This window comes from Domibacillus sp. 8LH, assembly GCF_038806185.1.
Classification (GTDB): Bacteria; Bacillota; Bacilli; order Bacillales; family Domibacillaceae; genus Domibacillus; species Domibacillus indicus_A.
On record NZ_JAVJNG010000009.1, the window covers coordinates 53,410 to 79,555 of the forward strand.

General features: G+C 46.1%; 24 protein-coding genes. 20 read left to right on the forward strand and 4 right to left on the reverse strand.

The annotated features are described in order from the left end of the window. Positions 1 to 37: 37 nt before the first annotated feature. Genes RG959_RS12440 through RG959_RS12455 form a run of 4 tightly spaced genes read left to right on the forward strand, consistent with a single transcriptional unit; the run spans position 38 to position 3,456 of the window. Positions 38 to 982 carry a hypothetical protein gene (locus RG959_RS12440; protein WP_342797380.1) on the forward strand — a complete coding sequence of 315 codons (945 nt, stop codon included), beginning with the start codon at positions 38 to 40 and terminating at the stop codon, positions 980 to 982. A gap of 1 nt (position 983) precedes the next feature. After that, positions 984 to 1,661 (forward strand): response regulator transcription factor, encoded by a 678-nt coding sequence (locus RG959_RS12445; RefSeq protein WP_342797381.1) that lies wholly within the window; start codon positions 984 to 986, stop codon positions 1,659 to 1,661. Continuing rightward, positions 1,658 to 3,037, forward strand: a complete 1,380-nt coding sequence (locus tag RG959_RS12450; RefSeq protein WP_342797382.1) for a sensor histidine kinase — start codon at positions 1,658 to 1,660, stop codon at positions 3,035 to 3,037. Before RG959_RS12445 ends, RG959_RS12450 begins: the two co-directional genes overlap by 4 nt. Beyond that, positions 3,034 to 3,456, forward strand: coding sequence for a FixH family protein (locus tag RG959_RS12455; protein ID WP_342797383.1), 423 nt, complete (start codon positions 3,034 to 3,036; stop codon positions 3,454 to 3,456). Before RG959_RS12450 ends, RG959_RS12455 begins: the two co-directional genes overlap by 4 nt. 61 nt (positions 3,457 to 3,517) lie before the next feature. On the opposite strand, the gene yhfH is transcribed toward RG959_RS12455, so the two are convergent. Further along, complete coding sequence (gene yhfH / locus RG959_RS12460; RefSeq protein WP_242232397.1) at positions 3,518 to 3,649, reverse strand: protein YhfH; 132 nt, start codon at positions 3,647 to 3,649, stop codon at positions 3,518 to 3,520. Between the two features lie 145 nt (positions 3,650 to 3,794). Here yhfH and RG959_RS12465 point away from each other — a divergent pair, with 145 nt between their 5' ends. The 4 genes from RG959_RS12465 (at position 3,795) to RG959_RS12480 (ending at position 7,410) form a co-directional block, all read left to right on the forward strand. Continuing rightward, the gene (locus RG959_RS12465) at positions 3,795 to 4,529 is read left to right on the forward strand and encodes an MBL fold metallo-hydrolase (protein WP_342797384.1); all 735 of its coding nucleotides are present in this window, start codon (positions 3,795 to 3,797) and stop codon (positions 4,527 to 4,529) included. Positions 4,530 to 4,741: 212 nt separating this feature from the next. Further along, positions 4,742 to 6,295: a fatty acid--CoA ligase family protein gene (locus tag RG959_RS12470; RefSeq protein ID WP_342797385.1), complete on the forward strand. Its 1,554-nt coding sequence runs from the start codon at positions 4,742 to 4,744 to the stop codon at positions 6,293 to 6,295. Between the two features lie 96 nt (positions 6,296 to 6,391). After that, a complete protein-coding gene (locus tag RG959_RS12475) occupies positions 6,392 to 7,105 on the forward strand; it encodes an AzlC family ABC transporter permease (RefSeq protein WP_309086807.1) in 714 nt (237 codons plus the stop codon). Further along, on the forward strand, positions 7,102 to 7,410 hold the full coding sequence (locus tag RG959_RS12480; protein WP_251270562.1) for an AzlD domain-containing protein: 309 nt from the start codon (positions 7,102 to 7,104) through the stop codon (positions 7,408 to 7,410). The genes RG959_RS12475 and RG959_RS12480 overlap by 4 nt, the downstream gene beginning before the upstream one ends. A gap of 104 nt (positions 7,411 to 7,514) precedes the next feature. On the opposite strand, the gene RG959_RS12485 is transcribed toward RG959_RS12480, so the two are convergent. Next, positions 7,515 to 7,748, reverse strand: coding sequence for an IDEAL domain-containing protein (locus RG959_RS12485; protein WP_242232392.1), 234 nt, complete (start codon positions 7,746 to 7,748; stop codon positions 7,515 to 7,517). Positions 7,749 to 7,919: 171 nt separating this feature from the next. On the opposite strand from RG959_RS12485, the gene RG959_RS12490 reads away from it, so the two are divergent. The 10 genes from RG959_RS12490 to RG959_RS12535 all read left to right on the forward strand — a co-directional run bounded on the left by RG959_RS12490 (position 7,920) and on the right by RG959_RS12535 (position 20,855). Then, a complete protein-coding gene (locus RG959_RS12490) occupies positions 7,920 to 8,486 on the forward strand; it encodes a competence protein ComK (protein WP_342797386.1) in 567 nt (188 codons plus the stop codon). A 36-nt stretch (positions 8,487 to 8,522) separates the two neighbouring features. After that, positions 8,523 to 9,092 carry a TVP38/TMEM64 family protein gene (locus RG959_RS12495; protein WP_342797387.1) on the forward strand — a complete coding sequence of 190 codons (570 nt, stop codon included), beginning with the start codon at positions 8,523 to 8,525 and terminating at the stop codon, positions 9,090 to 9,092. 87 nt (positions 9,093 to 9,179) lie between these two features. Then, positions 9,180 to 12,650, forward strand: a complete 3,471-nt coding sequence (gene addB / locus RG959_RS12500) for a helicase-exonuclease AddAB subunit AddB (protein WP_342797388.1) — start codon at positions 9,180 to 9,182, stop codon at positions 12,648 to 12,650. Continuing rightward, positions 12,637 to 16,308, forward strand: coding sequence for a helicase-exonuclease AddAB subunit AddA (addA, locus tag RG959_RS12505; protein ID WP_342797389.1), 3,672 nt, complete (start codon positions 12,637 to 12,639; stop codon positions 16,306 to 16,308). The genes addB and addA overlap by 14 nt, the downstream gene beginning before the upstream one ends. A gap of 57 nt (positions 16,309 to 16,365) precedes the next feature. After that, the gene (locus RG959_RS12510; protein ID WP_342797390.1) at positions 16,366 to 17,538 is read left to right on the forward strand and encodes a DUF418 domain-containing protein; all 1,173 of its coding nucleotides are present in this window, start codon (positions 16,366 to 16,368) and stop codon (positions 17,536 to 17,538) included. A 4-nt stretch (positions 17,539 to 17,542) separates the two neighbouring features. Next, a complete protein-coding gene (locus tag RG959_RS12515) occupies positions 17,543 to 18,403 on the forward strand; it encodes a fumarylacetoacetate hydrolase family protein (RefSeq protein WP_342797391.1) in 861 nt (286 codons plus the stop codon). Positions 18,404 to 18,441: 38 nt separating this feature from the next. Further along, entirely contained in the window at positions 18,442 to 18,789 is a 348-nt protein-coding gene (locus RG959_RS12520; protein ID WP_242232385.1) for a YisL family protein, read from the forward strand. 76 nt (positions 18,790 to 18,865) lie between these two features. Continuing rightward, positions 18,866 to 19,012: a hypothetical protein gene (locus RG959_RS12525; RefSeq protein ID WP_342797392.1), complete on the forward strand. Its 147-nt coding sequence runs from the start codon at positions 18,866 to 18,868 to the stop codon at positions 19,010 to 19,012. Between the two features lie 122 nt (positions 19,013 to 19,134). Further along, a complete protein-coding gene (locus RG959_RS12530; RefSeq protein ID WP_342797393.1) occupies positions 19,135 to 19,293 on the forward strand; it encodes a hypothetical protein in 159 nt (52 codons plus the stop codon). A gap of 65 nt (positions 19,294 to 19,358) precedes the next feature. Then, on the forward strand, positions 19,359 to 20,855 hold the full coding sequence (locus tag RG959_RS12535) for an alpha-amylase family glycosyl hydrolase (protein WP_342797394.1): 1,497 nt from the start codon (positions 19,359 to 19,361) through the stop codon (positions 20,853 to 20,855). Between the two features lie 39 nt (positions 20,856 to 20,894). Here the strand turns inward: RG959_RS12535 and RG959_RS12540 are convergent, their stop codons facing one another. Then, positions 20,895 to 21,713: a Cof-type HAD-IIB family hydrolase gene (locus tag RG959_RS12540; protein WP_342797395.1), complete on the reverse strand. Its 819-nt coding sequence runs from the start codon at positions 21,711 to 21,713 to the stop codon at positions 20,895 to 20,897. 144 nt (positions 21,714 to 21,857) lie between these two features. Here RG959_RS12540 and RG959_RS12545 point away from each other — a divergent pair, with 144 nt between their 5' ends. After that, the gene (locus RG959_RS12545; protein ID WP_342797396.1) at positions 21,858 to 22,166 is read left to right on the forward strand and encodes a metal-sulfur cluster assembly factor; all 309 of its coding nucleotides are present in this window, start codon (positions 21,858 to 21,860) and stop codon (positions 22,164 to 22,166) included. 272 nt (positions 22,167 to 22,438) lie between these two features. Here the strand turns inward: RG959_RS12545 and RG959_RS12550 are convergent, their stop codons facing one another. Continuing rightward, positions 22,439 to 23,131: a Crp/Fnr family transcriptional regulator gene (locus tag RG959_RS12550; protein ID WP_342797397.1), complete on the reverse strand. Its 693-nt coding sequence runs from the start codon at positions 23,129 to 23,131 to the stop codon at positions 22,439 to 22,441. 248 nt (positions 23,132 to 23,379) lie between these two features. Here RG959_RS12550 and clpB point away from each other — a divergent pair, with 248 nt between their 5' ends. Continuing rightward, positions 23,380 to 25,962, forward strand: coding sequence for an ATP-dependent chaperone ClpB (gene clpB, locus RG959_RS12555; RefSeq protein WP_342797398.1), 2,583 nt, complete (start codon positions 23,380 to 23,382; stop codon positions 25,960 to 25,962). Positions 25,963 to 26,146: the final 184 nt, after the last annotated feature.

The following is a 26,146-nucleotide window of genomic DNA, read 5'->3' on the forward strand; positions in this document are numbered from 1 at the left end:
CCCTATAATGAAAGGAAAAGCAGGGAGGCGCATAAAAGTGAAGAGTATTATACTGGTCATGCTTTTGCTGCTTGCCGGCTGCGGCCGCGCAGCGTTTGAGCCGGTTCATGCAGATAAGTTTGCCGCTGTTTTAACCATTAAAGAGCCGGGCATAACCTTTATCGCACCCGATGGGACCATACTTGCTGAGTGGGCGTTTGACGAACCATACACAGGCAGTCTTCTGTTTGACGATAAAATGCTTTTGTACGGCACAGAACTTACCCATGCCAAGCTTTACTCGGTTGAGACGGGCAAAGAGCTTGCGGAGTGGGAAGTGCCAAAAGGAGTGACAGGTGCTGCTTATGTAAAAGAAACAAATGAAGTGGCACTTTCAGTAAAAGAAGACGGAGCGGTCCATTTTTTAAATAGCGAAGGCCGGGAAACGAAAAAAACACGAACGGGGCATTACCCGATGACCATGCTTGAATATAAAGGGAAATTGTATATTATTAATTACCGGGATACGGTACTATCAGAATTGGATGTACACACACACCGCATTACCCGGGAATTCGCCATCCCAACGTCTTCGACTGGCTTAGCTGTAAATAAAGAGAAAAATGAGCTGTGGGTTGGCGGCCATGGGATTGGGGCTCGTGCCGGTGAAACCATTCATGTCTATTCACTTGAAACCGGCTCATTGACTGGAACAGCGGATGCACCGGTCATGCCCATTGCTTTTGCTTCAAAAAGCGGGTTTATGTATGCCGCGAGCCATGGATCGAATAAGCTGTTTGCTTTTGATCCAGAAAGAAAATTGGCGGCGCAAACGGACGCGCCGGCCAATCCATTCGCCATTGCCGTGCTTGGAAAAACCATTCTTTCAGCCGGCTATGACAGCGGGACACTTTCTTTGTATGAAGAAAAAACACTTGAAAAACACAAGACTATTAATATAGGTAAAGGACCATTTATGATTTTTGTTGAAGAAGGTGAATGAGATGACGCATTTATTAGTTGTAGATGATGAGCAGGATATGGTGGATTTGGTCACGATGTATCTAGAAAATGCCGGGTACACCGTCAGCTCAGCTTTAAATGGAGAAGAAGCGGAAGAAAAATTAAAAGAGCTTCAGCCGGACCTTATACTGCTGGATATTATGATGCCGGGGCGCGATGGTTTTGCTGTGTGCGAGGCCATCCGTTCTTACAGCGACATCCCCATTATTTTTTTGAGCGCACGCGGAGAAGAGTGGGACAAGGTGCGCGCCTTTTCGCTTGGAGGAGATGACTATATTGTGAAGCCCTTTTCTCCTGGAGAAATGACTGCCCGTATTCAAGCAGTGCTTCGTCGATTCGGCTCTTCGACGGATAAACGGGAGACGATCCAGTATCAAACTCTTTTGATCGATATTCATTCCCGGGCGGTAAAGGTAGACGGTACAGCCGTCGGGCTGACAATGAAAGAATTTGACTTGCTCGTTCTTCTTGCAAAAAACCGGGGGCGGATTTTTTCGCGGGAAGAACTGCTTGAAACCGTCTGGGGAACAGAGTACAGGGGCGGCACCCGAACAGTAGATACACATATTAAAACATTGCGGATGAAATTGAAGCACGAAGGAGCCTCCATTGAAACCGTTTGGGGAATTGGCTATAAATTTGTGGACGGCACAATATGACATTTCGGAAAAAACTGTGGATGACGCTGTTTATTTTTGTTCTTCTTGCAGTTGGATCTGCATTTGGCCTCTCTTATACGCTGTATGAAAAGCTGTATGTAGAAAGTGTTAAAGACGAACTGAAAGCCGCGGCAGAAAACCTGTCGGACGATTATAAGGGAGGAGAATTGAACGCTGCATTTGTAGAACGCGTCGGCTGGTTCAGTGAAAAGTCACCATTTGAAGCTTTCGCCGTACATAATCCGAGGGAGCTTGCTGCCTGTATTCCATATGAAGCGGATTATGAAACACTGATCGGGCCGGAAGAAAGAGAAAAGCTGCTGGAAAATAAAATGATTGAAGAAACCGGTTATTCCGAGCGGTTTGACCGGCAGATTATTTCCGTTATTTATCCACTTTTGGACGACAAGCAGTTAAAAGGCATTCTTTATTTGTATATACCTCTCGAACGAATTGATGAACTTGTGTCGAGCCTGATTTTGTTCTGGGCAGCGGGGGCTGCAATGCTGACGGCTGTTCTCCTGTATGGAGGCATGAGATGGACACGCCATGTAGTCAAGCCGCTTGAAGAGATGAAAGGAGCGGCCGTCCGCTTATCAAAAGGGGATTATATGGCACGCGTACCGGCTGAATCAAAGGATGAGTTTGGCCAGCTTGCGCGTACGTTCAATGAAATGGCTGAAGCGATTCAAAAAGAAAACGAACAGCGGAAAACATTTTTGGCAACTGTTTCACATGAGCTTCGTACTCCGCTTAGTTATATAAAGGGCTATAGTGAAGCAATGATAAACGGTATCGGCCGCCCGAAACAGCAGCTCAGTATTATTCAGCGCGAGGCCGCCCGAATGGAGCGCCTTGTAAACGATCTGCTTGAATTAATCCGGCTCGATTCGAATAAAATGAATATAGAAAAAACCTTTCTTCCGCTTGCTGATCTTGTTTATCGGACTGTCGACACGTTTCGGCTGAAGCATGACCGTTTTGCGCTTGACATAGACGAAGAAACGATTGTATATGGGGATGAAGACAGACTGAGTCAAGTGATGACCAATATTATTGACAACGCGGTGCGGTATTCGCAAAAAAATAAGCCCATTTACATTACGCTCAGACAAGAAAAAGATCAAGTTAAATGGATCGTTCGTGATATTGGAGCCGGCATGCCTGAGGAAGAAATTCCGAAGGTCACAAACCAATTTTACCGTATCAATAAAGCGCGTACCCGTGAAGACGGAGGATCAGGTTTGGGTTTGTCGATTGTGAAGCAGATTGTTGAACGCCATGGAGGAGAGCTTAATATACAAAGCGAAGCAGGAGTAGGGACAACCGTTACGGTTACTCTGCCGGCGCTGATAGAAGAAGGAGAGGAAACATGAACAGGAAAGCAGTATGCATGATGATGCTTGGATTGTTGCTGGCCGCCTGTACACCTGAAAAAAACGAGCCGCCTCCGCTTCCCGAGCCGGTTGAAGCTGTTCTTCATGTACCTGAAAAAGTGGATGCAGGCGAAGAAGTCACGGTTTCTACTACCATTACCGAAGACGGAGAACCAGTTGATAATCCCGATGAAGTAAAATATGAAATTTGGAAAGATGGCCATAAAGAAAACAGCGAAATGCTTGATGCAGTCTCAAAAGGAAATGGTGTATATACTGTTTCCAAAACATTTAACGAAGAAGCTGTTTATTATGTACAGGTGCACGTTACAGCACGAGGATTGCACACAATGCCAAAATCGGCTTTTTCTGTCGGCAATGCTGTCACGCCGGCTCAGCCGGATAAAGAAGCGCAATAAAAACGTAAATGAAACCCCCTGCCGGTTGAGGCAGGGGGTTTTTATGACGCAGGCGACAGGGTTACAGATCCTTTGATGCGCAAGTTGAGCATGTATTGCTGTAGCAGTCATGCTGTTCTTCGATATGAGAACCGCAGCTTGTGCATTGTTTTGGCGGAAGGTTTTTGAAAAATTCAACGATGTCTGTGATCATGTTTGTCTCTCCTTTGTTATATAACTGATTGATTTGTTGTTAATAGTGTATTATAACAGAACCAAATCGTCAACCGTTTTCTGAAAATTTATTTTATTTTTTCGGAATAAGGGAATACAATGAGAAAAGAAAGGAGCATACATATATGAATGTAACTGTACTAGGCTGCTGGGGCGGCTTTCCGAAAGCGAATGAGGCCAGCAGCGGATATTTGGTTGAACATGACGGTTTCAAGCTGCTTGTAGACTGCGGCAGCGCTGTTTTATCGAAACTGCAAAATCATTTAAAGCCAGCAGATCTTAATGCTGTTATTCTGTCCCATTATCACGCAGATCATGTAGCGGATATTGGCGTATTGCAGCATGCGCTTTTAATTGATTCTTTTACAAGTAAAACGAGGGAAGAGCCTCTTGCTATTTACGGACATAATGAAGCAGACGGATTCCAAACCTTGACGTACAAAAACATAACGAAGGGCGTTGCTTATAATCCTGCGGATACACTTCAAGCCGGGCCTTTTTCGATTTCATTTTTCAAAACAAATCACCCGGCGCCCTGCTATGCCATCAAAATTACAGACGGAACAGATACGGTGGTGTATACAGCGGATACCGCCTTTCACAGGGAGCTTGCATCTTTTGCACAAGGTGCAGATGTACTGCTTGCTGAAAGCAACTTATATAAAGGAATGGATGGCTCTTCGGCCGGGCATATGACAGCGCAGGAAGCCGGCATCCTTGCCAGAGAAGCACAAGTGAAAACATTAGTGCTGACTCATTTGCCTCACTATGGAGAACTTGATCAGCTTGTCCAGGAAGCCGGCGAAGAATTTAGCGGCCCTATTATGCTCGCAAGAGAAAACTTGGAAATTGGTTTTTAAAATATAGAAAGCAGGCTGATTCAAAACACTTGTCCTTCAAGGAACACTGCCGGATGGGAAGCGGTTAAAGGCATGAGCATTCACAGCGGGCAGGTAACATTGAAAGCGGGCATTTGCTGGCAGCCCAAAAGCCGCACTTGCGGCTTTTTTGTTGTTTTATATAATAGAGAAAACAGATTTGTTATTTGTTTGACACGGGGGAGGATGAAACGGTGAATGTATCATGGGCACTTGAACAAATGGGGTCTATTCAAGCTAATAAAAGAGCATATACATTTTTAAATACGTCTGCGACTTATCGGGAGCTGAACGATAATGCTACACGATTTGCGGCCGGCCTACAGTCACTTGGTTTTCAAAAGGGGGACCACATTGCTTTATTGCTGGGCAATTCACCGCAGTTTATCGTTTCGTTTTATGGGGCGCTGCGGGCGGGTCTCATTGTGGTTCCAATCAACCCAGCTTATACACGAAATGAATTGCTTTATATTTTACAAAATAGTGATACAAAAGCAGTTGTGACGACGGACAAGCTACTTCCCGTTATGGAAAGTATGCATCAGGAACTTCCAGCTGTCAGCCAGTTTATTCTCTGTACATCTGATCATCCCTTTACACATGAACCTGATAAGCCGGATCTTTCTATTTCCCTAAAATTGAAAACGTTTTCCGAATTAGCTGAGTGTGAAAATCCTCTTTGCAGGCTTGATTTGTGCGAAGTAGATACAGCTGTGATCTTATATACATCTGGTACAACCGACCATCCGAAAGGTGTCATGCTGACGCATAAAAATATGTATTCAAATGCGCGGGATATTGCCGAATACTTATCTATGACGAATTCAGATATTGTCATCACCGCTCTGCCCATGTTTCATATTTTTTGCTTAACGGTCATGCTGAATACGCCTCTTATTTGCGGAGCTGAAATCATTATTCTGCCGTCATTCAGCCCGAAAGAAGTGTTTCAGGCAGCTAAAGAACACAAAGCGACTGTGTTTGCTGGTGTGCCGACCATGTATTCTTTTTTAATACAGCATTCAAAGGCACAACCGGCTGATTTTTCGTCTGTCCGCCTTTGTATATCCGGCGGAGCGCCTATGCCTGTCTCCCTTTTGAAGCAGTTCGAGGAAACATTTTATGTGCGCGTTTCAGAAGGATACGGACTGTCAGAAGCAAGCCCGGTTACTTGTTTTAACCCGCTTGACCGTCCACGTAAAGCCGGTTCGATTGGCTGCTCTATTCCGAACGTTGAAAACAAAATCGTCAATGAACTCGGCGAAGAAATAGCACTTGGCCAGGTAGGTGAATTGATTGTGAGAGGGCCAAATGTGATGAAAGGATATTATAAAATGCCGGAAGAAACAGCGGCTGTTCTTCGAGACGGCTGGCTGTATACCGGGGATTTGGCCTGCCAGGACGATGAAGGCTATTTTTATATTGTAGACCGGAAAAAAGATCTGATATTAGTAGGCGGGTACAATGTATATCCGCGTGAAGTAGAAGAAGTCTTATATGAGCACCCCAGTATTAGAGAAGCCGCTGTGCTTGGTGTCCCGGATCCCGATTATGGAGAAGCGGTTCTCGCTTTTGTTGTTCAACATGGAGATTCCTTAACCGAAGAAGAGATCCGGACATATTGCAAAGAAAGACTTGTTTCGTATAAGGTACCATCATCCGTAGAGTTTTTAAAAGAGCTGCCGAAAAACACAACTGGAAAAATTTTAAGAAGATCGCTTAAAAAACAAATTGAAAAACAGAGATAATCCACGCGCCAGCCTGCTGCCGGCGCATTTTTTTATTGTTGGACTCCACGCAAAAGAGTATAATTTGTTGAAAAATGAGAAAATGGAGGGGACGAAGTGGAAACAACAGCGGCAGCGCAAAGTGAATTTAAAGATGGGCTCGCAGCCGGCATAGGCATTGCCATTGGTTATGTGCCGGCAGCTCTTACATATGGCCTGCTCGCTAAAAGTGCGGGGTTAACATTGGCCGAGGCGATGTCATTGAGCATCTTTGTTTTTGCCGGAGCCGCTCAGTATATAGCTTTAAGCTTGATCACGATCGGCACAGGGATTTTTGAAATTGTGCTGACGACCTTTATTCTGAACATCCGCCACTTTCTAATGTCAACTGCTTTAAATGAAAAAGCGGAAGAAGAGCCTCTCTGGAAAAAAGCCGCTTATGCTTTTGGCGTGACAGATGAAACATTTTCAGTGGCGGCAATGAAAAGCGGAACGCTTCATTCCTCTTTTATGGCAGGTCTTGTGCTTATTTCTTATTCCAGCTGGGTGCTCGCCTCGGGAGTCGGCTATCTGGCAGGAAGTGCCATGCCGCCTGTTGTTCAGGAAAGTATGGGCATTGCCTTATACGCCATGTTTATTGGCCTTTTGGTGCCGTCGCTTAAAAAAAGCGCAAAAGCGGTTCTGCTGGCTTCTACTGCAGCGGTATTAAACTGTATTTTTACGTACTCGGATGCTCTTTCAAGCGGCTGGTCTATTATTGTGTCAACGCTTATTGCCGCGATCAGTATTGAAGCAGCTGACCAGGCAAAAAGAAAGGGGAGCAGAGAATGAGTATAACGATTGCGGCGATTGTGATAGGGATGACTCTCGTAACATATATTCCGCGTATGCTGCCGTTTGTTTTGTTTAAAGGCAAAGAGCTGCCTTCTTTTTGGCAGGGAATACTGCAGAACGTTCCGTATGCTACTCTAGGCGCGCTTATTTTTCCAGGAATTTTAACCTTTCATGAAAATACGGCCTTTGCTTTAATTGGAACAGCGGCAGCTTTTATTCTTGCGTTTACAGGCGCTAACATTATTATTACGGTTCTTGGGTCAATTGGAATTTTAACGGTTTTATCCGTTTTTTCAATGTGAGAGGGGAAATGCACGCTCAAAAGCACCCGTATCTAGAAGGATACGGGGCTTTTAGGTTAAGTATGGGATTTTGTCGTTTGGGGAAACCAGTGTGAAGGGAAGCATCAAGATGCGCGATAGGTTTTCTCCAAACGGTTTAATTCATCAGATAGTGCAATAAAAGCGGAACGGTCGCCTTTATCAAGTGAAAGATCGATTTTTTCCATTAATGCGGCTTTTTCTTTTTTGTATAGAATATCGCTTAAAAAGCTGTCAATAAATTCGCTCATTACTGTTTTTTCTTTTTCACGGGGCATCGGGGACTTCATCATCTCAGCAAAGTAATTGTTGTTTTCCATTTTTAATCACCTCAGATACCTTTTTTTTATTATATGGGATTCCAAACAACTAATCAACAGAAAGTTTAAAATTTTTAGAAAATTATTTCTCGTGGCAAATGGGACAATTTTACTGCTAAATGATAGAATAAAGTCGTTCAAATAAATGAAAGAAACGGGTGAGTCGATCAAGTGAACAACCAGCCGAATGATGTAAACAGCGAATATATTATCAATGAACGTACTCTTTCCCTGGAACCGATTCGTTTTGGAGAATACACAAAAGTGTATGAAAAAAACAAAGAACCGGTTATGATAAAGAAAACGCCGCTGAAAATTATTCGGCAAAGCTGCATTCGCTACCTTTCAACCTATGAAGGCCGGAGAGAAGCTTCTACCAGAGTCCTTGGCATCAATCGAAAAGTTCCGGTTAATGTGGATCATTTGAAAGGTACTTATCTATTCCCGACGATTTCTCATTTAAAACCTGAATGTATATGGATTACACTTTCCCATTTAAAATTCTTGGAAAAAATCGATAAAAAACAAACAAAAGTAACATTTACAGACGATCAAGCCATTATGGTGCCGGTCTCGCCTCTTGCTGTTCATAATCAGATTATGATGACAAAAGAACTTTATGAAAGGGGAAATGCCAGCTCACCTTCTATACAAACCGAAAAAGTCACTCGTGCTCAATATGTTGTCGGGGTAAAAGAAAATATCATTTCGTTTTTTTATACCCGAAACAGGGAATGAGCAGAACAAGGATGGATAACGAAAGGGAACAAGTCAATGAATTTCTCAATAGATCATATTATGGAATGGATTCAGCGGTACGAGTCATTTGGGCCGCTGCCGGGCTTCCTGCTTCCGCTGCTTGAAGCATTCCTGCCCTTTTTGCCGCTTTTTGCTTTTGTTCTTGCAAATGTAAATGCGTTTGGGCTCTGGCTCGGTTTTTTAATTTCATGGGGAGGGGCCGTCACCGGGTCTTTCCTTGTTTTTTTGCTTGTAAGAAGATTGGGACAGCAGCGTATTTTACGTTTCCTGCAGCGAAACAAGCAGGTTGCACAAATGATGAACTGGATGGACAGGCATGGCTTTGCGCCCATTTTTTTGATGCTGTGCTTCCCGTTCACGCCTTCTGCGATTGTTAATATCGTAGCGGGCCTGTCTCATATTAGTGTGGTTCAATATTTATTTGCCGTTATGGCGGGAAAAACCGTCATGATTTTTACGATCAGCTACGTCGGCCACGATCTTTTCGCTCTTATTCATCAGCCGGGAAGAACGGCTATTATTATCGCAGCGATTGCTCTTTTATGGGCGGCAGGAAAACAATTGGAAAAGCGTCTGCAAAAATAAAAACGGCTAAGGGCCGTTTTTATTTTGTTCTTTTGACCGAACGTATGATCTTTGTTATACTGAAAGGAAGTAAAAGGAGGAATCCGGATGGCTTTACAATTTATTATCGGACGTTCCGGTTCGGGAAAAACAGAGCATATTATAAATGAAATAAAAGAACGTCTTATCCGGCAGCCAGACGGAAAGCCGCTTATTTATATTGTACCTGAGCAAATGTCATTCTTGTCAGAGTACCGCCTGGCGTCTGACCAGGAAGTCGGCGGCATTATCCGGGCGCAGGTATACAGCCTGACACGTCTTGCCTGGCGTGTTCTGCAGCAGGAAGGCGGCATGAGCAGGCAGCATATAACGCCAGCCGGTCGCAATATCCTAATTCGAAAAATTATTGAAGAGAACCGCCAGGATTTAGCCGTTTTTGCAAAAGCAGCCGATAAAACAGGGTTTGTCAGCACGGTTGAACAGATGCTGACAGAATTTCGCCAGTATTTAATTGTGCCTGAAGAAATGGAAGAGCACCGCAAGCATGTACCGGCTGCTCTCGCAGACAAACTGAGTGACCTGCAAATGATTTATACGTCATATGAGCGCGCGCTTGCCGGCAAATATATAGATTCCGAGGATTATTTGAGGCTCCTTGCCCAAATGGCCGCTTCCTCGTCTTATGTACGGGAAGCTGATATATATATAGATGGATTTCACAGCTTTACGCCGCAGGAATATGACGTAATAAGAGTATTAATGAACACAGCCAATGAAGTCACGATTGCCCTGACAACTGACCGTCCGTTCCGGGATGAGGCGCCCGAGGACACGCATTTGTTCCGCCAGCCGGGACGTGCGTATCATGATTTGTATCGGATTGCGGCAGAAGAGGAAATCGATATAAAAAAAGATCTGATCCTGTATGGCCATAAACGCCAGAAAGAGGCTTCTCTTATTCATCTTGAAATGCAGTTCGATAAACGTCCGGCACGAGCCCTGGCCCACAGCAGCGGCACCGATCTCTGGCAGGCGGCAAGCAGACGGGCGGAGGTTGAAGCAGCAGCGCGTGAAATACGCCGCCTTTCTCGCACGGAAGGACTGCGTTACAAGCAAATGGCGCTCCTTGCACGAAACGGGGAAGACTACCGGTCTATTATCGAGACCGTCTTTGATGACTACAGCATCCCGTTTTTTATCGATCAAAAAAGACCGATGCTTAATCATCCGCTCGTTGAGCTGATTCGTTCTTCATTGGAAGTAATCAGCGGAAACTGGCGTTATGAAGCAGTTTTTCGTGCAGTTAAAACCGATTTGCTTTTTTCATTTGACCAGCCGCGCGAACAGGTCCGGCGCGGAATGGACCTGCTTGAAAACTATGTGCTGGCTCATGGAATTTATGGCGAGCGCTGGACGAACGGCGAGCGCTGGACCTACCGCCGATATATGGGACTTGAATTTACCGCTGTTGCCCAGACGGATGAGGAACGGGCATTTGAAGAACGTTTAAACATAATGAAAGAAACGATTGCAGCGCCGCTTTTCCGGCTTGAAAAGCGGATGAAACGCGCCAAAAATGCGATGGAATGCTGCCGGGCTCTTTATCAGTATATTGAAGAGCTGGATATACCCCAGAAAATAGAGCAGCTCTCTATTGAAGCGGAGGAACGCGGTGAGCTGGCTGAAGCAGCACAGCACAACCAGGCATGGGATGCGGTGATCGGGATGCTCGATGAGTATGCAGAGGTAGCTGGCAGTGAAGAAATGGATGCCAAAAAATTCGCTGCCGTACTCGATGCCGGGCTTGAAGCACTTGAATTTTCAATAGTGCCGCCGGCAGCCGATCAAGTGATTGTAGCCAACCCGGATAAATCCAGACTCGCCGATATTCATACCGCTTTTATTGTCGGCATGAATGATGGCGTTTTTCCCGCCCGTCAGATGGAGGACGGCATTTTAGATGATGAAGAAAGAGAGGCGCTTCTTTCTTCCGGGATGCATGTGGCACCAGGCAGTAAAACGAAACTGCTTGATGAAGAACTCATTGCTTACCGGGCTTTTACTGTTCCATCACACCGCTTGTACGTTTCATGGCCTATTGCGGATGAGGAAGGAAAGTCCCTACAGCCGTCTCCTTATTTAAAAAGAATGCGGGAATGGTTTGAACAAATGGAGGAAACAGTCGTTGCCAACGATCCGGCTGATCTGCCGGCGGAGGAGCAGCTTGCATACATTTGCCATCCGGAGCCGACTTTGTCTTATTTAACCTCCCAGCTTCAAATGAAAAAGCGGGGATACCCGGTTTATCCATTTTGGTGGGATGTATATAACCTGTATCTGGAAAGCAGCAGAAAAAAAGCAGGCTTCGTTCTTGATAGTCTCGCCTATGAAAATAAAACAACACCGTTGGAAGATCAAACAAGCCTTGATTTGTATGGGACGGATATGATTGCCAGCGTTTCGCGGATGGAGACGTTTCACTCATGCCCGTTCAGCCATTTTGCCAGCCATGGCTTAAAGCTGCGTGACCGCCTTGTGTACCGTCTTGAAGCGCCAGATATTGGCGACCTTTTCCATGGTGCACTCAAATGGATTGCAGAAGAAGTAGAAAAAAGAGGGATGAAATGGCCGGAGCTTACACCGGAACAATGCCGGACGTTTGCCAAAATAGCTGTAGAGGAGCTCGCTCCGAAGCTTCAAAATCGTATTTTAATGAGTTCCCACCGGCACCTTTATATTCAGAATAAGCTCGAGCAGATTATTGCCCGTGCTTCAACGGTTTTAAGTGAACAAGCAAAAATAAGCGGGTTTTCACCGCTTGGGATTGAGCTTGCATTTGGACCGCGTTCTGAACTGCCGCCGCTCGTTTTTGAATTAAAAAATGGAGCACGCATGTCGCTTGCCGGCCGTATTGACCGGGTTGATCGTGCGCATGGAGAGAACGATACGTATTTACGCGTTATTGATTATAAATCCGGCACGCGGGATGTGGATATGACCGAGATTTACTATGGCTTTGCGATGCAGATGCTGACGTACCTTGATATCGTCGTTACGCATTCACCGCTTTTAACCGGCACGAAAGCACGGCCGGGGGGCGTATTATATTTTCATGTCCACAATCCGTTCTTAAATACGAAAAAATTTATGACGATTGATGAAATTGAAAAAGAAATGATGAAAAGCTTCCGAATGAAAGGGCTGGTGCTGGAGGAAGACGAGGCCATTCATTTAATGGACAAGCAGCTTGAAACAGGAGACTCACTGATTATTCCAGCGGGCTTTAAAAAAGACGGTTCCTTGTCCGCACGCTCAAAAACAGCTGATGACAGCGAGTTCAGCGCGATGAGAGGGCATGTCCGCGGCCTGTACGAAAAAGCGGGCAATGCCATTGTATCCGGCCGCGTGGACATTACGCCATACCGTTACAATAAAAAAACGCCATGTACATTTTGTTCTTACCGGCAGGTATGCCAGTTTGACGATACACTGGATGAAAACAACTACCGGATCATCCGGCCGAAAAAAAATGAAGAGATTATTCAAATGATGAAGGAGGAGAGCGATGAACAGCTATAAAGTTCCCGAAAAACCGGACGGAGCCCGCTGGACGGACGATCAGTGGAAAGCGATTTATGCAGAAGGAAGCGACATTCTGGTCGCTGCGGCAGCCGGCTCTGGCAAAACCGCTGTTCTAGTAGAACGGATCATTCAAAAAATGATTCGTCAGGAAGCGCCGGTGGATGTAGATGAGCTTTTAGTTGTCACGTTCACCAATGCAGCAGCAGCAGAAATGCGGCAGCGGATCGGCGAAGCACTGGAAAGAGAGATTGAAAGGGATCCTGCTTCAAGCCGGCTCCGCCGCCAGCTTCGATTATTAAACAAAGCATCTATTTCTACTCTCCATTCTTTTTGTTTGGAGGTTATTCGAAAGTATTACTATTTAATTGATATTGATCCAGGCTTTCGTATCGCTGACGATACAGAAGCCGTCCTGATTCGGGATGAAGTACTTGAGGATTTGCTTGAGGAAGAGTATGCCCGCCCGGACAACGAAGCTTTTTTCGCATTGGTTGATACCTTTTCAGGAGACAGAAGCGATGTAGAGCTTCAGCAGTCCGTTATTCAATTATTTAATTTTGCGCGGTCCCATCCAGATCCGGAACGCTGGCTGAGTGAACTCCCTTCTTTGTATGAACCGGCTGAAGCAATTGACGATCTTCCTTTTATAGAACCATTGAAGAAAGATATTCGGTTTCAGCTTCAAAGTGCCAAGGCGCTGCTTCGCGAAGGGATGGAAATGACAGAGATGCCCGGCGGTCCGGTGCCGCGGGCAGAAAATTTCACCGCAGACCTCGCCCTAGTAACCGCACTGCTCGAGTGTAAAACGTGGGAGGAATGGTACAGCGCATTTCAGTCGGTTAAATTTCCGACTTTAAAAACGTGCAAAGGCGATGACTACGATGAAGAGCTGAAGGAGCGGTCTAAAGGTGTTCGGGACAGAGCGAAAAAAATAGTAACCGAATTAAAAGACACCTTTTTTAGCCGGAAGCCTGAAAACTGGCTGAAGGATTTAGCGGAAATGCAGCCAATTGTGAAACGCTTGTCCGAGCTTGTTCTGACGTTTTCAGCCCGGTATGCCGAAGCGAAGCGGGAAAAAGGCCTGACAGATTTCAGCGATCTTGAGCATTATGCGCTGGCTATTTTAACGGAAGGCGGCCAGCCTTCTAAAGCAGCCCAGGCTTATCGGCGCCGTTTTAAAGAAGTGCTTGTAGATGAATACCAGGATGTAAACATGGTTCAGGAAACGATTGTCCGCCTTGTTTCCCATGATCAGGAACAGTCGGGCAATCTCTTTATGGTAGGCGATGTTAAACAGTCTATTTATCGTTTTCGTCTTGCAGAGCCAGGTCTTTTCCTTGGCAAGTACAATCGTTTTCATCCAGAAGGCGCAGATGCCGGCTTGAAAATCAGCTTATCTCGTAATTTCCGCAGCCGCAGGGAAGTGCTTGATGGAACAAACTATATTTTCGAGCAAATTATGGGAACGGAAGTGGGGGAAATTGAGTATGGAGAAGAAGAAGCGCTTGTTTTAGGGGCGTCTTATCCGGAAGCAGATTATCCAATTGAAGTAGCCATTATTGACAGCGATGCTCCGGAAGAAACAGACGGGGACGAAATGGATCGTGAAGATGCAGAACAGTCTCAATTGGAGTCCCGCTTAATTGCTTCAAAAATCAAAGAGCTGATCGAATCCGGACATCCGATTTGGGATCCGAAAACCAATTCCATGCGTCCGGTTCAATACCGGGATATCGTCATTTTAATGCGCTCTCTTACATGGGTTCCAGAAATGATCGAAGAATTTAAGCATGCCGGCATTCCCGTCTATGCCAATACATCTGGCGGATATTTCCGGGCAACTGAGATTTCTGTAATGCTGTCGCTGCTCCATGTTATCGATAATCCATTTCAGGATATTCCGCTCGCAGCCGTGCTTCGTTCGCCAATTGTCCGCTGTACAGAAGATGAGATGGCTACGATCCGGCTTGCTTCGAAAAAAGGAAGCTACTTTGAAGCGCTGCTTGCTTTTATGGAAAACGGCCGGGGCGATGCGGCGTTAATGGAGAAACTAGCTCCGTTTATGGAAAAACTTGAGACGTGGCGCTCCATTGGGCGCAGTGGCGCTCTATCTGATTTAATCTGGGTCTTGTACCGCGATACACAGTTTTATGCTTTTGCAGGCGGAATGCCGGGCGGAAAGCAGCGCCAGGCTAATTTGCGGGCTCTGTACGACCGGGCAAGGCAGTACGAAGAAACATCATTCCGCGGCCTGTTTCGCTTTTTGCGCTTTATTGAGCGGATGCGTGAGCGGGGAGATGACTTGGGCACAGCACGTGCTTTATCTGAGCAGGAAGACGTCGTCCGCATTATGACGATTCATGCGAGTAAAGGGCTGGAGTTTCCTGTTGTATTTACAGCAGCGGCCGGCCGCCGTTTTAATATGATAGATTTAAACGGGCGTGTGCTGTTTGATAAGGATTATGGCATTGCTGTGAAATATATGAATCCCCAGAAACGAATTGCCTGGCCGTCGCTTGTGCAGCTTGCTTTTCAGCGCAAAAAGAAGCTGGAGCTTCTGGCGGAAGAAATGCGCGTCTTGTATGTGGCGATGACCCGGGCGAAAGAACGGCTGGTCGTCACAGCGTCCGTGAAAAAATTAGAGAAAAAAATGGAGGCGTGGGCACTGTCAGGAGAGCATCCGTCACGGCTGCTCGGGGACGCGGTCCGGGCTTCGGCTGGTTCTTACATTGACTGGATTGGCCCGTCACTGATGCGGCACAGTGACGTGAAAGGCGGCCATCCGTTTTTCGCAGATCATCCATCCCGCTTTCAGCTTGGGGTTACAGCGGCTGAAAGCCTCATTGCTTCCCAGGCAGAAAGTGAAGAGCAGGAAGAGTCCTGGCTGGATTTATTGAAAGAACGAAAGCCGTCTCTAGAGCAGTCACCGGCAAAAGAAGAAATTAAAGAGCGGATGACATGGGAATACCAATTCCCTGAAGCCGTCCGGCTCCGTTCCAAACAATCCGTGTCTGACCTTAAAAGATCGAATGATATTTACAGTGAAGGAGCGTCCAATGAAGCAGCCCGATCCTACCGCCGTCCTATTTTCCGCCGGCCCCGCTTTGTTCAGGAAAAGCAGCTGTCACCGGCAGAAATAGGGACAGCCGTTCATACCGTTATGCAGCACATCGATTTAAACCGCACTCCATCTGAAGTGTCGGTAGAACGGCTTTTGGATGAATTGATCGGAAAAGAGCTGCTTACGATTGAGCAGGCAGAAGCAGTAGATGCGGGAGAGATCGTGGCGTTTTTTGCCACCGAGCCGGGCAGAATGCTTCTCGCTGCTGATCATGTTCAGCGAGAACTGCCTTTTAATATGGGCATGACTGCACGTGAAGCAGGTCTGGGTGAATCTGATGAAGTCGTTTTGATTCAAGGGGTTATTGACTGCTTGTTTGAATACAAAGGCCGCTTGTATTTACTCGACTACAAAACAGACCGGGTCACGGATCGTTTCGCCGGCGGCTTCGAGGAAGCGAAGCCGGTGCTGGCTAAGCGGTACAACGTACAAATCGGGCTTTATGCCAAAGCGGTTGAGCGAATTTGGAAGCGTCCAATTGACGGGAAATTTGTCTTTTTCTTAGATGGCGCCCATGTAGTGGAATATACGTAAATTGTTCCTTTTCTGTTATGATAAGCAAGTAATCATAAAAGGAAAGGGTGTGATTGGTTGCAGTCTGTAAAGCAGAATGAAACGGCGCGGATTGCGTCCATCGATATTTTGAGAGGCATTTCTCTTTTCGGTATTTTCCTTGTGAATATGCTGTCGTTTCATTCTCCTTATTTTTATTACAACCCGTATGAATGGTGGGAAGCCCCGCAGGATAAACTGGCGTTTTCCTGGATTGACGTGCTTGTGCAGGCGAGCTTTTATCCAATTTTTGCGGCTATGTTTGGGTTTGGTGCGGCTATGCAGCGTGAAAAAGCGCTCGAAAGAACGGGGACATTTGCCTGGACAGGCGTGCGGCGCTTTTCGTTTTTGCTTGTTTTAGGTATTGCTCACGCTATCTTTATTTGGCCAGGGGACATTTTATTTAATTACGCAGTATGCGGCTTTTTGCTTTTGTTTTTTCTGCGTTTTTCCGCAGGAACGCTTCTTCGAATGGGGCTTATTCTCCTGCTAGTACCAGCTGTTTTGTTCGGCGTGCTTCTTTTTGTATCTGCTCAATCCGACCCGTATAATGCCTTGTTTTGGACGGATATTACCTCTGTTTCCGACTCGATTACAGCCTACGGAAGCGGGTCGTACGCAGAGGTAACGGAGCAGCGTATTCACGATTGGACGAACAATAACATTTTTGACGGCGCCTTTGGTTTTCAGACAATGACGATTTTTCCGTTTTTACTCATTGGCGCGGGTGTATACAAGCAGCGCCTTATCCGAAAATGGGCCGCTCATCCGAAAAAAACACTTCGGATGTTTGCCCTTTTTTTCGGGGCAGGGCTCCTGCTTAAAGTTGTTCCGCATCTGCTTGGTCCAAGTCATATAGCGTATATGTATGTGCAGGATTCTCTTGGCGGCCCGGTGCTTGCGGCTTCTTATGCGATGCTCGTTGTGTATTTGTGTACCTTAACTCGTCCGTTCAAACTGCTTTTGCCCTTTGCACAGGCCGGTAAAATGTCGCTGACCAACTATTTGATGCAATCGGTGATCGGTTCGCTTTTGTTTTATGCATATGGTCTCGGTTTTTACGGACAGGTTACGGTCACGACAGGCATTTTGCTTTGCATCACTATTTTTGCCCTGCAAGTGATGGTTTCTGGGCTGTGGCTGAGCCGGTTTCAGCGCGGACCGATGGAAGCCATCTGGCGGTTTGTTACTTATACGGAAAAAAGGGGATGAGAAAATGAAGTGGATGAGCTTTAAACATGAGGGAAAAGAAAAGTACGGTTTTTATTTGGCAGAAAAACAGGCAGTAGCTGCTGTTTCAGATATAGATGGTGCCCCAATCACGCTGGCGGCTGCCATTGAAGAAGGACAGTTTTTAGCATCTGTCTGCCGTAATCCGGAATCCGTACCTTCCGTAGAAGAAGCATCTATTGAATGGCTGGCACCTATTCCACGCCCGCTTAAAAATGTCATGTGTGTGGGAAAAAACTATCGGGATCATGCCATTGAAATGGGTGGAGAAGCAAGTGTACCGGAGCATCCGATGATTTTTACAAAAGCACCGACCGCAGTCAGTGCACATGGAGCACCTATTCCTGCTTATGAGTCATTGACCGATTCATTGGATTATGAAGGAGAACTGGCTGTCATTATCGGCAGAAAAGGAAAAGAAATTGCTCGTGAAGAGGCATTTGACTATGTGTTTGGCTACACTGTGCTGAATGATATTACCGCACGCGATCTGCAAAGCCGCCATAAACAGTTTTTTATCGGTAAAAGCCTGGATGGCAGCTGCCCGATAGGACCCTGGATTGTGTCAAAAGATGAAATTGCCGATCCTCACAATTTAGCGATTCAAACAATGGTAAATGGGGAAATAAGACAGCAGTCCAACACTTCTCACTTTATTTTTCCTATTGATGAAGTGATTCATGTTCTTTCAAAAGGCATGACACTCGAGCCGGGCGATATTATCGCAACGGGAACACCGGCGGGAGTAGGATTTGCGATGGAGCCGAAAGGTACATTGCAAAAAGGAGATACGGTTGAAATTACAGTTGAGGGCGTTGGAACGTTGTCGAATACCGTTCAAGAGTAGTATGGTAGAATAAGAAAGAAAAAGGAGGGGGATCTTTTATGGACTTTTTAACACAATCCACACACGTACATATTACAACGTGGGTCATTGCGCTCGTACTGTTTTTGATCGCAGTAAGAAAGCCATCAACCGGTGTACATATGGGGCTTCGCCTGTTTTATGTGCTGATTTTAATTACCGGCTTTGCGCTATTTACCACGTTCGACAGCTTGAATCCAGCCTTGTATGGCATCAAAATGCTTTTAGGCATAGTCACGATCGGATTAATGGAAATGACGCTCGTACGGAAGAAAAAAGGCAAAAAAAACGGCGGTGTTTTGGCCGGCGCGTTTATTGTGCTTGTTCTGACGGTTATTTTAGGTTTTGCCCTCCCAGGCATTGCTTAATAAAAGAGCCATGGAAAGAGCTGCGTGCAAAAAGCGCAGCTTTTTTTTGTTATAATGACAAAAAGGAGGCGTCTTTGTGTTTCCCGTGATTTTATGGATTTTTGTTTTTGTTTCGTTTTTTGTGTCAGTGCACATTGTTTCAGTTTATATGAAAAAAGCCGGACCGCAGGAAGCAAGTGAATTAGTGCCAATAGAAGAAAAAGAGGATTCATCCCCCCGATAACCGTCATTCCCGTAAAGGGGCGACGGTTATTTTTTATATACATATCGAAAGTTGCGCCCAATCTGACACTTGTGTATATTTTTTGTGTAACATTTGTTCATATAAAAGAGAGGGTGGCGTTTATGCCAAAAAGAATCGCAGTTGTTGGAGCGGGGCCAGGCGGACTTGCTTCAGCTATGTATGTGGTTTCCCGTTTTAAGAAAAAGAAATTCTCGCGTTTATTTCATAAACAGCGGGTATGGAACCGTGTCGTTTTCTTGAACAATCCCTGCTTTCATTGACGTCATGTGGGAAAAAGCGTACTCTAAATGAGGATGGGACATTTTGGCGCAGGGGGAAACGAGCAGTGAGAAAACGATTTCTTTCACTTATCATTCCGCTTCTTCTTTTATCTGGAGGTATGGTTTCTGCCGAAGAAAAGAAGGAAGACTGGCAGGATGAAACGATGTATTTTTTAATGACGGACCGGTTTATGAACGGGGATCGTTCAAATGATAAACAAACGAATAATGATGATGCATCTGCTTACCAGGGCGGTGACTTTAAAGGAATTCAAGATCAGCTTGATTATGTGAAAGAGCTGGGCATGACGTCAATCGTGATTTCACCTGTATTTGAAAACGAAGCGGGTGCTTACCATGGCTACAGCATAACGGACTACACAAAGCTAAACCCGCAGTTTGGCAATGAGCAGCAGTTAAAAGAACTCGTTGACAGTGCACATAAACAAAATATTCGTGTTTTAGTGGATTTTCCGGCTGTACGTGTAAGCACAAAGCACGTATGGCTAAGTGAAGCCGGCAAAGAGAACTGGTTTACAAACGTCTCTGTTTTGCAGAAGCCGGACTGGCTTGGCGAAATGGCTCTTTTAAACACAGAGAATCCAGATGTACAGGCGGCGCTCGTAGAAGCAGCTGTGAAGCTGGCCGGCCGGACCGGTATTGATGGGTATTTTTTCAGCAATGCTTCCATAGCAAAGCCTGCTTTTTGGAACGCTTTTCATGAGGCTATGCCTAATTTGCACTTAATAGGAGAAATGACGGAAACCACCATACAGGGAGCCGCCGCTTATGAAAAAGCCGGGCTTGATGCGGTGACTTCTTCCTGGATGCAGGAGCCGCTGCGCAAGCAGTTTGCGACAGTAGACCGCTCTTCGAATGTGGTAGAAGAGCTCCTTCTCCAGGAAGAAAACGTACTGGAGCATCCGTTGGAAACGGTTCATTTAACGGACTCTGTCGTAACAGACCGGTTTACAAGGGATATGGCGGAAGAAAATATGTTTCCGGGCACACGCTGGCGGATGGCGCTTACGTATTTGTACACATCTCCTGGAACTCCAGCAGTTTTGTATGGGTCGGAAATCGCGCAAAACGGAGAAACCGGTCCGGACGCGCACGGACTGATGAATTTCCGTACCGATCAGGAGCTGGTGGAGTATATCAAGCAGATCGCAGCCTTACGCCAGAAACTCCCGGCGCTCAGACGTGGTTCCTATGAGCCGATTTTTAATCGGGATGGCATGACGGTGTTTAAGCGGCAATACGAGGATGAAACAGTTGTGGTGGCAATCAATAACACAGGCGAAACACAAAGCATTGCGATTCCAGCTTCTAAACTGGATGAGAACAAAGAGCTGAGAGGATTGCTTGCTGGTGACATGTCGCGTGCGGCAGATGGGGAATTCACCATTATTCTTGACCGTGAGGAAGCGGAAATTTATGCACTGGCGGAGAAAACTGGCATAAATTATGCCTTTATTGCGGCTATGTCAGCGGTCTGGATTATCTTTGTTTTGTTTCTTTATGTGGTATGGAAGCGCGGCAAAAGGGCAGCTCAATCGTAAAAAAAGGCTTCTCAGCAAATTTGCTGAGAGGCCTTTTTTTTATGCGAACGTTTTTAAAGATAAGCGCTCTTCCAGGAAAACCGCAATGCCGTCTTCTTCGTTTGAAGCGGTAATGTCATTGGCGATCGATTTCAAGGTATCAATACTGTTGCTCATCGCTACACCTGTGCCGGCGTAATCAATCATCTCAAGATCATTATCTTCATCACCAAATGCAATAATCCGGTCCGGCGGGATGCCGATCCAGTCTGATACACGCTTTAAGCCGACTGCTTTGCTTAAGCCGCTTTTGACAATTTCAATCACATGCCACGGAGCGGCCCAGCGGCGGTGGTCAATCACTTCTGCGTGCACATCGCTTAAATGGCGGCGGATAGCCGGTACCTGCTCTTCTGTTGCATGAATCAGCATGCTTGTTGGATGATCGGTCAGCTTTTGGCGCAAGTCACCTGTTGTGACTACAGGATTGCCCATGTTAAAAACATCAATAAGCTTTTCATCATGATAATGAAAATAAACGTTATCGAGCACTTCCGCGATAATATTGTAAAAGTCAAAATCATGGCATGCTTCAACGATATCAATGGCGGTTTTTAACTCCATCGGTTCGTGAAAGAAGCCCCATTTTTGATTGCCGGGATGATGAACGAAGGCGCCGTTAAAATTGACAATCGGTGTTGTTAATCCGAGCTCCGCATAGTAAGGAGCGCTTGAGCGGAACGGGCGGCCTGTGGCAATCATTACTTCATGCCCGTGCTCCATCGCTTTTTGAAGGGTGCGTTTTGTGCGGGGGGAAATGGTTTTTTGATCCGTTAATAACGTACCATCGAGGTCTAACACGATTAAATGCTTTTCCATATAGGCGAGTCACTCCTTTGTCGGTTCTGCTTTCAGTGTAGAGGGTTGGGGCGCGGTTTGCAAAGAAACAGGCTTTTTACTCATCATTCGAAGAAATGTCTGTTATGATAAAGCTATACGCATACATTGAAAGGAGTGTTTTACATGGATCAGGATTTAAAAGAAAATATTATGGGTGCGCTTGAACAGGTTGTTGACCCGGAGCTGGGCATTGATATCGTGAATCTAGGGCTTGTGTACGATGTAGATATGGATGAGGCTGGAAAAACAACGGTTACGATGACGTTAACATCGATGGGATGCCCGCTTGCCGGCGTGATCGTTGACCAGGTAAAAGCAGCGCTTTCTGATATTCCAGAAGTAACGGCCGTTGAAACAAATATTGTCTGGACGCCGGTTTGGTCGCGCGATATGATGTCACGCTACGCGAAGATCGCTTTAGGCATTCAGTAAAAAAGAAGGTTCCATTATGGAGCCTTCTGAGACTGACGACTTTGTCGTCAGTCTTTTTTTATGAAAACTTTCACTGCCGAAATCGGGCAGCAGACTTTTCGGGAAACATCGCTTCTTAAAAAGAGCCGATAGGAGAAGCCATGCGCCCGCCGCCTTATCGGCTCTTATTTGAACCTTCCGACTCCTTGCACGAAAAAGAAATAAAGAGGTTCTTTGGCAAAAGATTTTACTTGTCTACAATCTGAAAAGGTTCCGTTATGGAACCTTCTTTTTTAGTCGATTTGGCAAATATCAATCGGGCAATTTTCACAGTTGATTTCACGTTTTAAATAATCAAGATCACAAAGTGTAATCTGGTTTCGTTTCATTTTAATGACGCCTTCTTTTTTCAGCTGAGCGAGAAGGCGGTTAACAACTTCCCGGGATGTTCCGCATAAATTGGCCATTTCCTGATTGGTCAAGGGTACATCAAGAAAAAGGCCGTCTTCTGTTTGTTTGCCAAACGTATTGCCCATCCGGATGAGAGTAGAATAAACACCGCCTTTTTTCCCGTTCAGTACGAGGTCACGCAGCTTGGACTGAGTCCGCAAATGCTCAGTTTGTGTGTAACGGAGCCAGTGGACCATCAATTCTGGCTTTGAGGACAAAAGGTTTTCTAAAAAACGGCGTGGAACCGTACAGGCTTCCCCATATTCCAGTGCTTTTGCATTCATCATATAAACAGCTTCTTCTTCAAACAGGGTCATTTCGATAAGCATGTCCTGTTTTTTTGATACGCGGATCGTCAGCTCGCGCCCATCCGGCACAATCTTGCCCACTTGTACTTTTCCAGAGCGAAGCCAGAAAATATCATCAGCGGGCTCACCCTCTTGGAAAAGATAGGCTCCTTTTTGAAAAGAACGTACTTTCCGCTCTTCTGTAAATAAATGCTCCAGTGCTTGTGCAAGAGCGGGTTCAAACGCCACGGTATTCACCTCTTTTTCTACTATTTTAACGGGAAAAACAGGATGTTACAACGTTTCAACCTGATTCTGCATTCTTTAAGAGAGTAAACTTTTATTCAAAAAGAAAGCCAGAAAAAGGGCAAACTTGGATGGAGCTTGTTTGTCTGGCAGTAAATACGCTTCTTTCATGCCGTTTTCTTTGCGTAAAAGGGGAGGATATTTTAAAATAAAACAAAAGGTCAAAAAAGGTCAAGGAGGTTTTAAAGCATATGAACATGGAACAAATGACGTATACAATGCAGGAAGCATTGGCAGCTGCCCAGCAGAGCGCGGTTGAACGAAACCATTCAGACGTGGATACCGTACATATGCTGACAGCGCTGCTTTCAAAAGAAGATGGCCTGTTCAGCCGCATTTTTGAACGCGCCGGCCTATCAAAAGCCGCCTTCCTTAAGTTTGTCCAAAAGGAAATTCAGCTAAAGCCTGCTGTGTCAGGAAACGTGCAATACGGTGCTTACTTGTCAGGCGGGCTGAATACATGGTTTCAACGAGCGGCTGAGATGCAAAAAAAGTGGGAAGATGCATACTTATCGGTTGAACATATGGCCGCTGCGATCTTTTCAGCCGGTACGAAAACAGCCGATTTTATGAAGCAGGAAAACGTGTCAGAGAACGCCGTTTTGGAGGCTATTCATGAAATAAGGGGGAATGAAAAAGTGACGACACAAAATCCGGAATCAGGTTACGAAGCATTAGCAAAATACGGACGGGATCTGGTTGAAGAAGTCCGGGCAGGAAAAATCGATCCGGTGATCGGACGGGATGAGGAAATTCGCCATGTGATCCGTATTTTGTCGCGGAAAACAAAAAACAATCCTGTATTGATCGGTGAGCCGGGCACAGGAAAAACAGCGATCGTTGAAGGGCTTGCCTGGCGGATCGTCCGTAAAGACGTGCCGGATGGCTTAAAAGACAAAACCATTTTTTCACTCGATATGAGCTCACTCATTGCCGGTGCGAAATTTCGCGGGGAATTTGAAGAGCGGCTGAAAGCGGTCTTGAATGAAGTGAAAAAAAGCGATGGACGCATTCTCCTGTTTATTGACGAAATTCATACCATTGTCGGGGCAGGTAAAACAGAAGGGTCGATGGATGCCGGCAATATGCTGAAGCCGATGCTTGCGCGGGGAGAGCTGCACTGTATCGGTGCCACTACATTGGATGAACACCGCCAATATATTGAAAAAGACCCGGCTTTAGAGCGCCGGTTTCAGCCCGTGCTCGTCTCTGAACCAACCATTGAAGATGCGATTTCTATCCTGCGCGGCTTAAAAGAGCGGTTTGAAATTCATCACGGTGTAAATATTCATGACCGGGCGCTTGTAGCCGCGGCAACATTATCAAATCGCTATATTACGGACCGCTTTTTGCCTGACAAAGCGATTGACCTGGTGGATGAAGCCTGCGCGATGATTCGGACCGAAATTGATTCTATGCCGTCTGAACTTGACGCCGTGATGCGCCGGGTTATGCAGCTTGAAATTGAAGAAGCGGCCCTTCAAAAAGAAAAAGACCGTGAAAGCGCAGCGCGCCTTGAGCAGATTCAAAGGGAACTGGCCGACTTAAAAGAGCAGGCTGATGCGATGAAGGCCCAGTGGATGAGTGAAAAAGAAGCGATTATGAGCGTCAAAGACAAGCGGGAGGAGCTGGACCGGCTTCGCCGCGAGCTTGAGGATGCGGAAAGCAGATATGATTTAAACCGGGCAGCCGAACTGCGCCACGGTCGAATTCCGGCCGTGGAAAAAGAGCTGGCTGCCCTTGAATCGGCGGCTTCGTCTGAAAAAGACGACCGTCTGCTGCGAGAAGAAGTAACAGAAGAAGAAATTGCTTCTATCGTCGCCCGGTGGACCGGCATTCCGGTAACAAAGCTTGTGGAAGGAGAGCGTGAGAAACTGCTTCGCCTTGAAGACATTCTGCATGAGCGGGTAATTGGCCAGGATGAAGCCGTGTCTCTTGTGAGCGATGCTGTTCTGCGGGCACGGGCAGGTATTAAAGATCCGAATCGGCCGATTGGTTCGTTTCTGTTTCTTGGTCCGACCGGCGTTGGAAAAACAGAACTTGCTAAAACGCTCGCCGATGTTTTATTCGACAGCGAGGACCAGATGATCCGCCTTGATATGTCTGAATATATGGAGAAGCATTCGGTGTCAAGACTTGTCGGCGCCCCTCCGGGATACGTTGGCTATGAAGAGGGCGGACAGCTTACCGAAGCGATCCGGCGCCGTCCATATTCTGTCGTGCTGCTTGATGAAGTGGAAAAAGCGCACCCAGATGTGTTTAATATTTTGCTGCAGATGCTTGATGACGGCCGCATTACAGATTCTCAAGGCCGCATGATTGACTGCAAAAATACAGTGGTCATTATGACTTCAAATATTGGTTCATCCTTCCTGCTTGAAGCGGGTGGAGAAGGAGAGATTCCAGAAGAAGCAAAAAACAATGTAATGGCGCAGCTGCGCGGCCATTTCCGTCCGGAGTTTTTAAACCGGGTAGATGACATTGTTCTTTTCAAGCCGCTTACACGTGAAAACTTAAAAGGCATCGCCGGCAAAGTGCTTGAAGGGTTGGCGGAGCGCCTGCTTGAGCGCGGTGTTACGCTTCAGATAACAGAAGCGGCAAAAGAGAAAATTGCAGAGGAAGGGTATGATCCTGTTTTCGGTGCGCGGCCGCTTAAGCGGTTTGTTCAGCGTAATATCGAGACGCAGGCAGCCCGGGCGATTATTGCTGGAACGGTTTTGCCAGGAACTGAAGCTGTCGTTGATGTAGTGAATGGCGAACTTGTTGTGAAATAAGATGAAGTGTCACTTTGCCTGAAGCGATAAGGGCCAAGGATGGCCGGAATATCTTTTTTCGGCTTTCGTGAACAAGAATATGTCCGGCGCATGCTGGGTTACGGCCATAAAAAAAGGGCTTGTCTTATAAGCCGGTTTTCCGGCTTATAAGACGCCCTTTCTTTATATTAAAAACATGAACATA

What these genes read in the sequence shown, in the direction of transcription:
- RG959_RS12445 (WP_342797381.1), top strand. Translation starts at nt 984, where the DNA reads ATGACGCATTTATTAGTTGTAGATGATGAGCAGGATATGGTGGATTTG.
- RG959_RS12450 (WP_342797382.1), top strand. Translation starts at nt 1,658, where the DNA reads ATGACATTTCGGAAAAAACTGTGGATGACGCTGTTTATTTTTGTTCTT.
- RG959_RS12455 (WP_342797383.1), top strand. Translation starts at nt 3,034, where the DNA reads ATGAACAGGAAAGCAGTATGCATGATGATGCTTGGATTGTTGCTGGCC.
- yhfH (WP_242232397.1), bottom strand. Translation starts at nt 3,649, where the DNA reads ATGATCACAGACATCGTTGAATTTTTCAAAAACCTTCCGCCAAAACAA.
- RG959_RS12465 (WP_342797384.1), top strand. Translation starts at nt 3,795, where the DNA reads ATGAATGTAACTGTACTAGGCTGCTGGGGCGGCTTTCCGAAAGCGAAT.
- RG959_RS12480 (WP_251270562.1), top strand. Translation starts at nt 7,102, where the DNA reads ATGAGTATAACGATTGCGGCGATTGTGATAGGGATGACTCTCGTAACA.
- RG959_RS12485 (WP_242232392.1), bottom strand. Translation starts at nt 7,748, where the DNA reads ATGGAAAACAACAATTACTTTGCTGAGATGATGAAGTCCCCGATGCCC.
- RG959_RS12495 (WP_342797387.1), top strand. Translation starts at nt 8,523, where the DNA reads ATGAATTTCTCAATAGATCATATTATGGAATGGATTCAGCGGTACGAG.
- addB (WP_342797388.1), top strand. Translation starts at nt 9,180, where the DNA reads ATGGCTTTACAATTTATTATCGGACGTTCCGGTTCGGGAAAAACAGAG.
- addA (WP_342797389.1), top strand. Translation starts at nt 12,637, where the DNA reads ATGAACAGCTATAAAGTTCCCGAAAAACCGGACGGAGCCCGCTGGACG.
- RG959_RS12515 (WP_342797391.1), top strand. Translation starts at nt 17,543, where the DNA reads ATGAAGTGGATGAGCTTTAAACATGAGGGAAAAGAAAAGTACGGTTTT.
- RG959_RS12520 (WP_242232385.1), top strand. Translation starts at nt 18,442, where the DNA reads ATGGACTTTTTAACACAATCCACACACGTACATATTACAACGTGGGTC.
- RG959_RS12530 (WP_342797393.1), top strand. Translation starts at nt 19,135, where the DNA reads ATGCCAAAAAGAATCGCAGTTGTTGGAGCGGGGCCAGGCGGACTTGCT.
- RG959_RS12540 (WP_342797395.1), bottom strand. Translation starts at nt 21,713, where the DNA reads ATGGAAAAGCATTTAATCGTGTTAGACCTCGATGGTACGTTATTAACG.
- RG959_RS12545 (WP_342797396.1), top strand. Translation starts at nt 21,858, where the DNA reads ATGGATCAGGATTTAAAAGAAAATATTATGGGTGCGCTTGAACAGGTT.
- clpB (WP_342797398.1), top strand. Translation starts at nt 23,380, where the DNA reads ATGAACATGGAACAAATGACGTATACAATGCAGGAAGCATTGGCAGCT.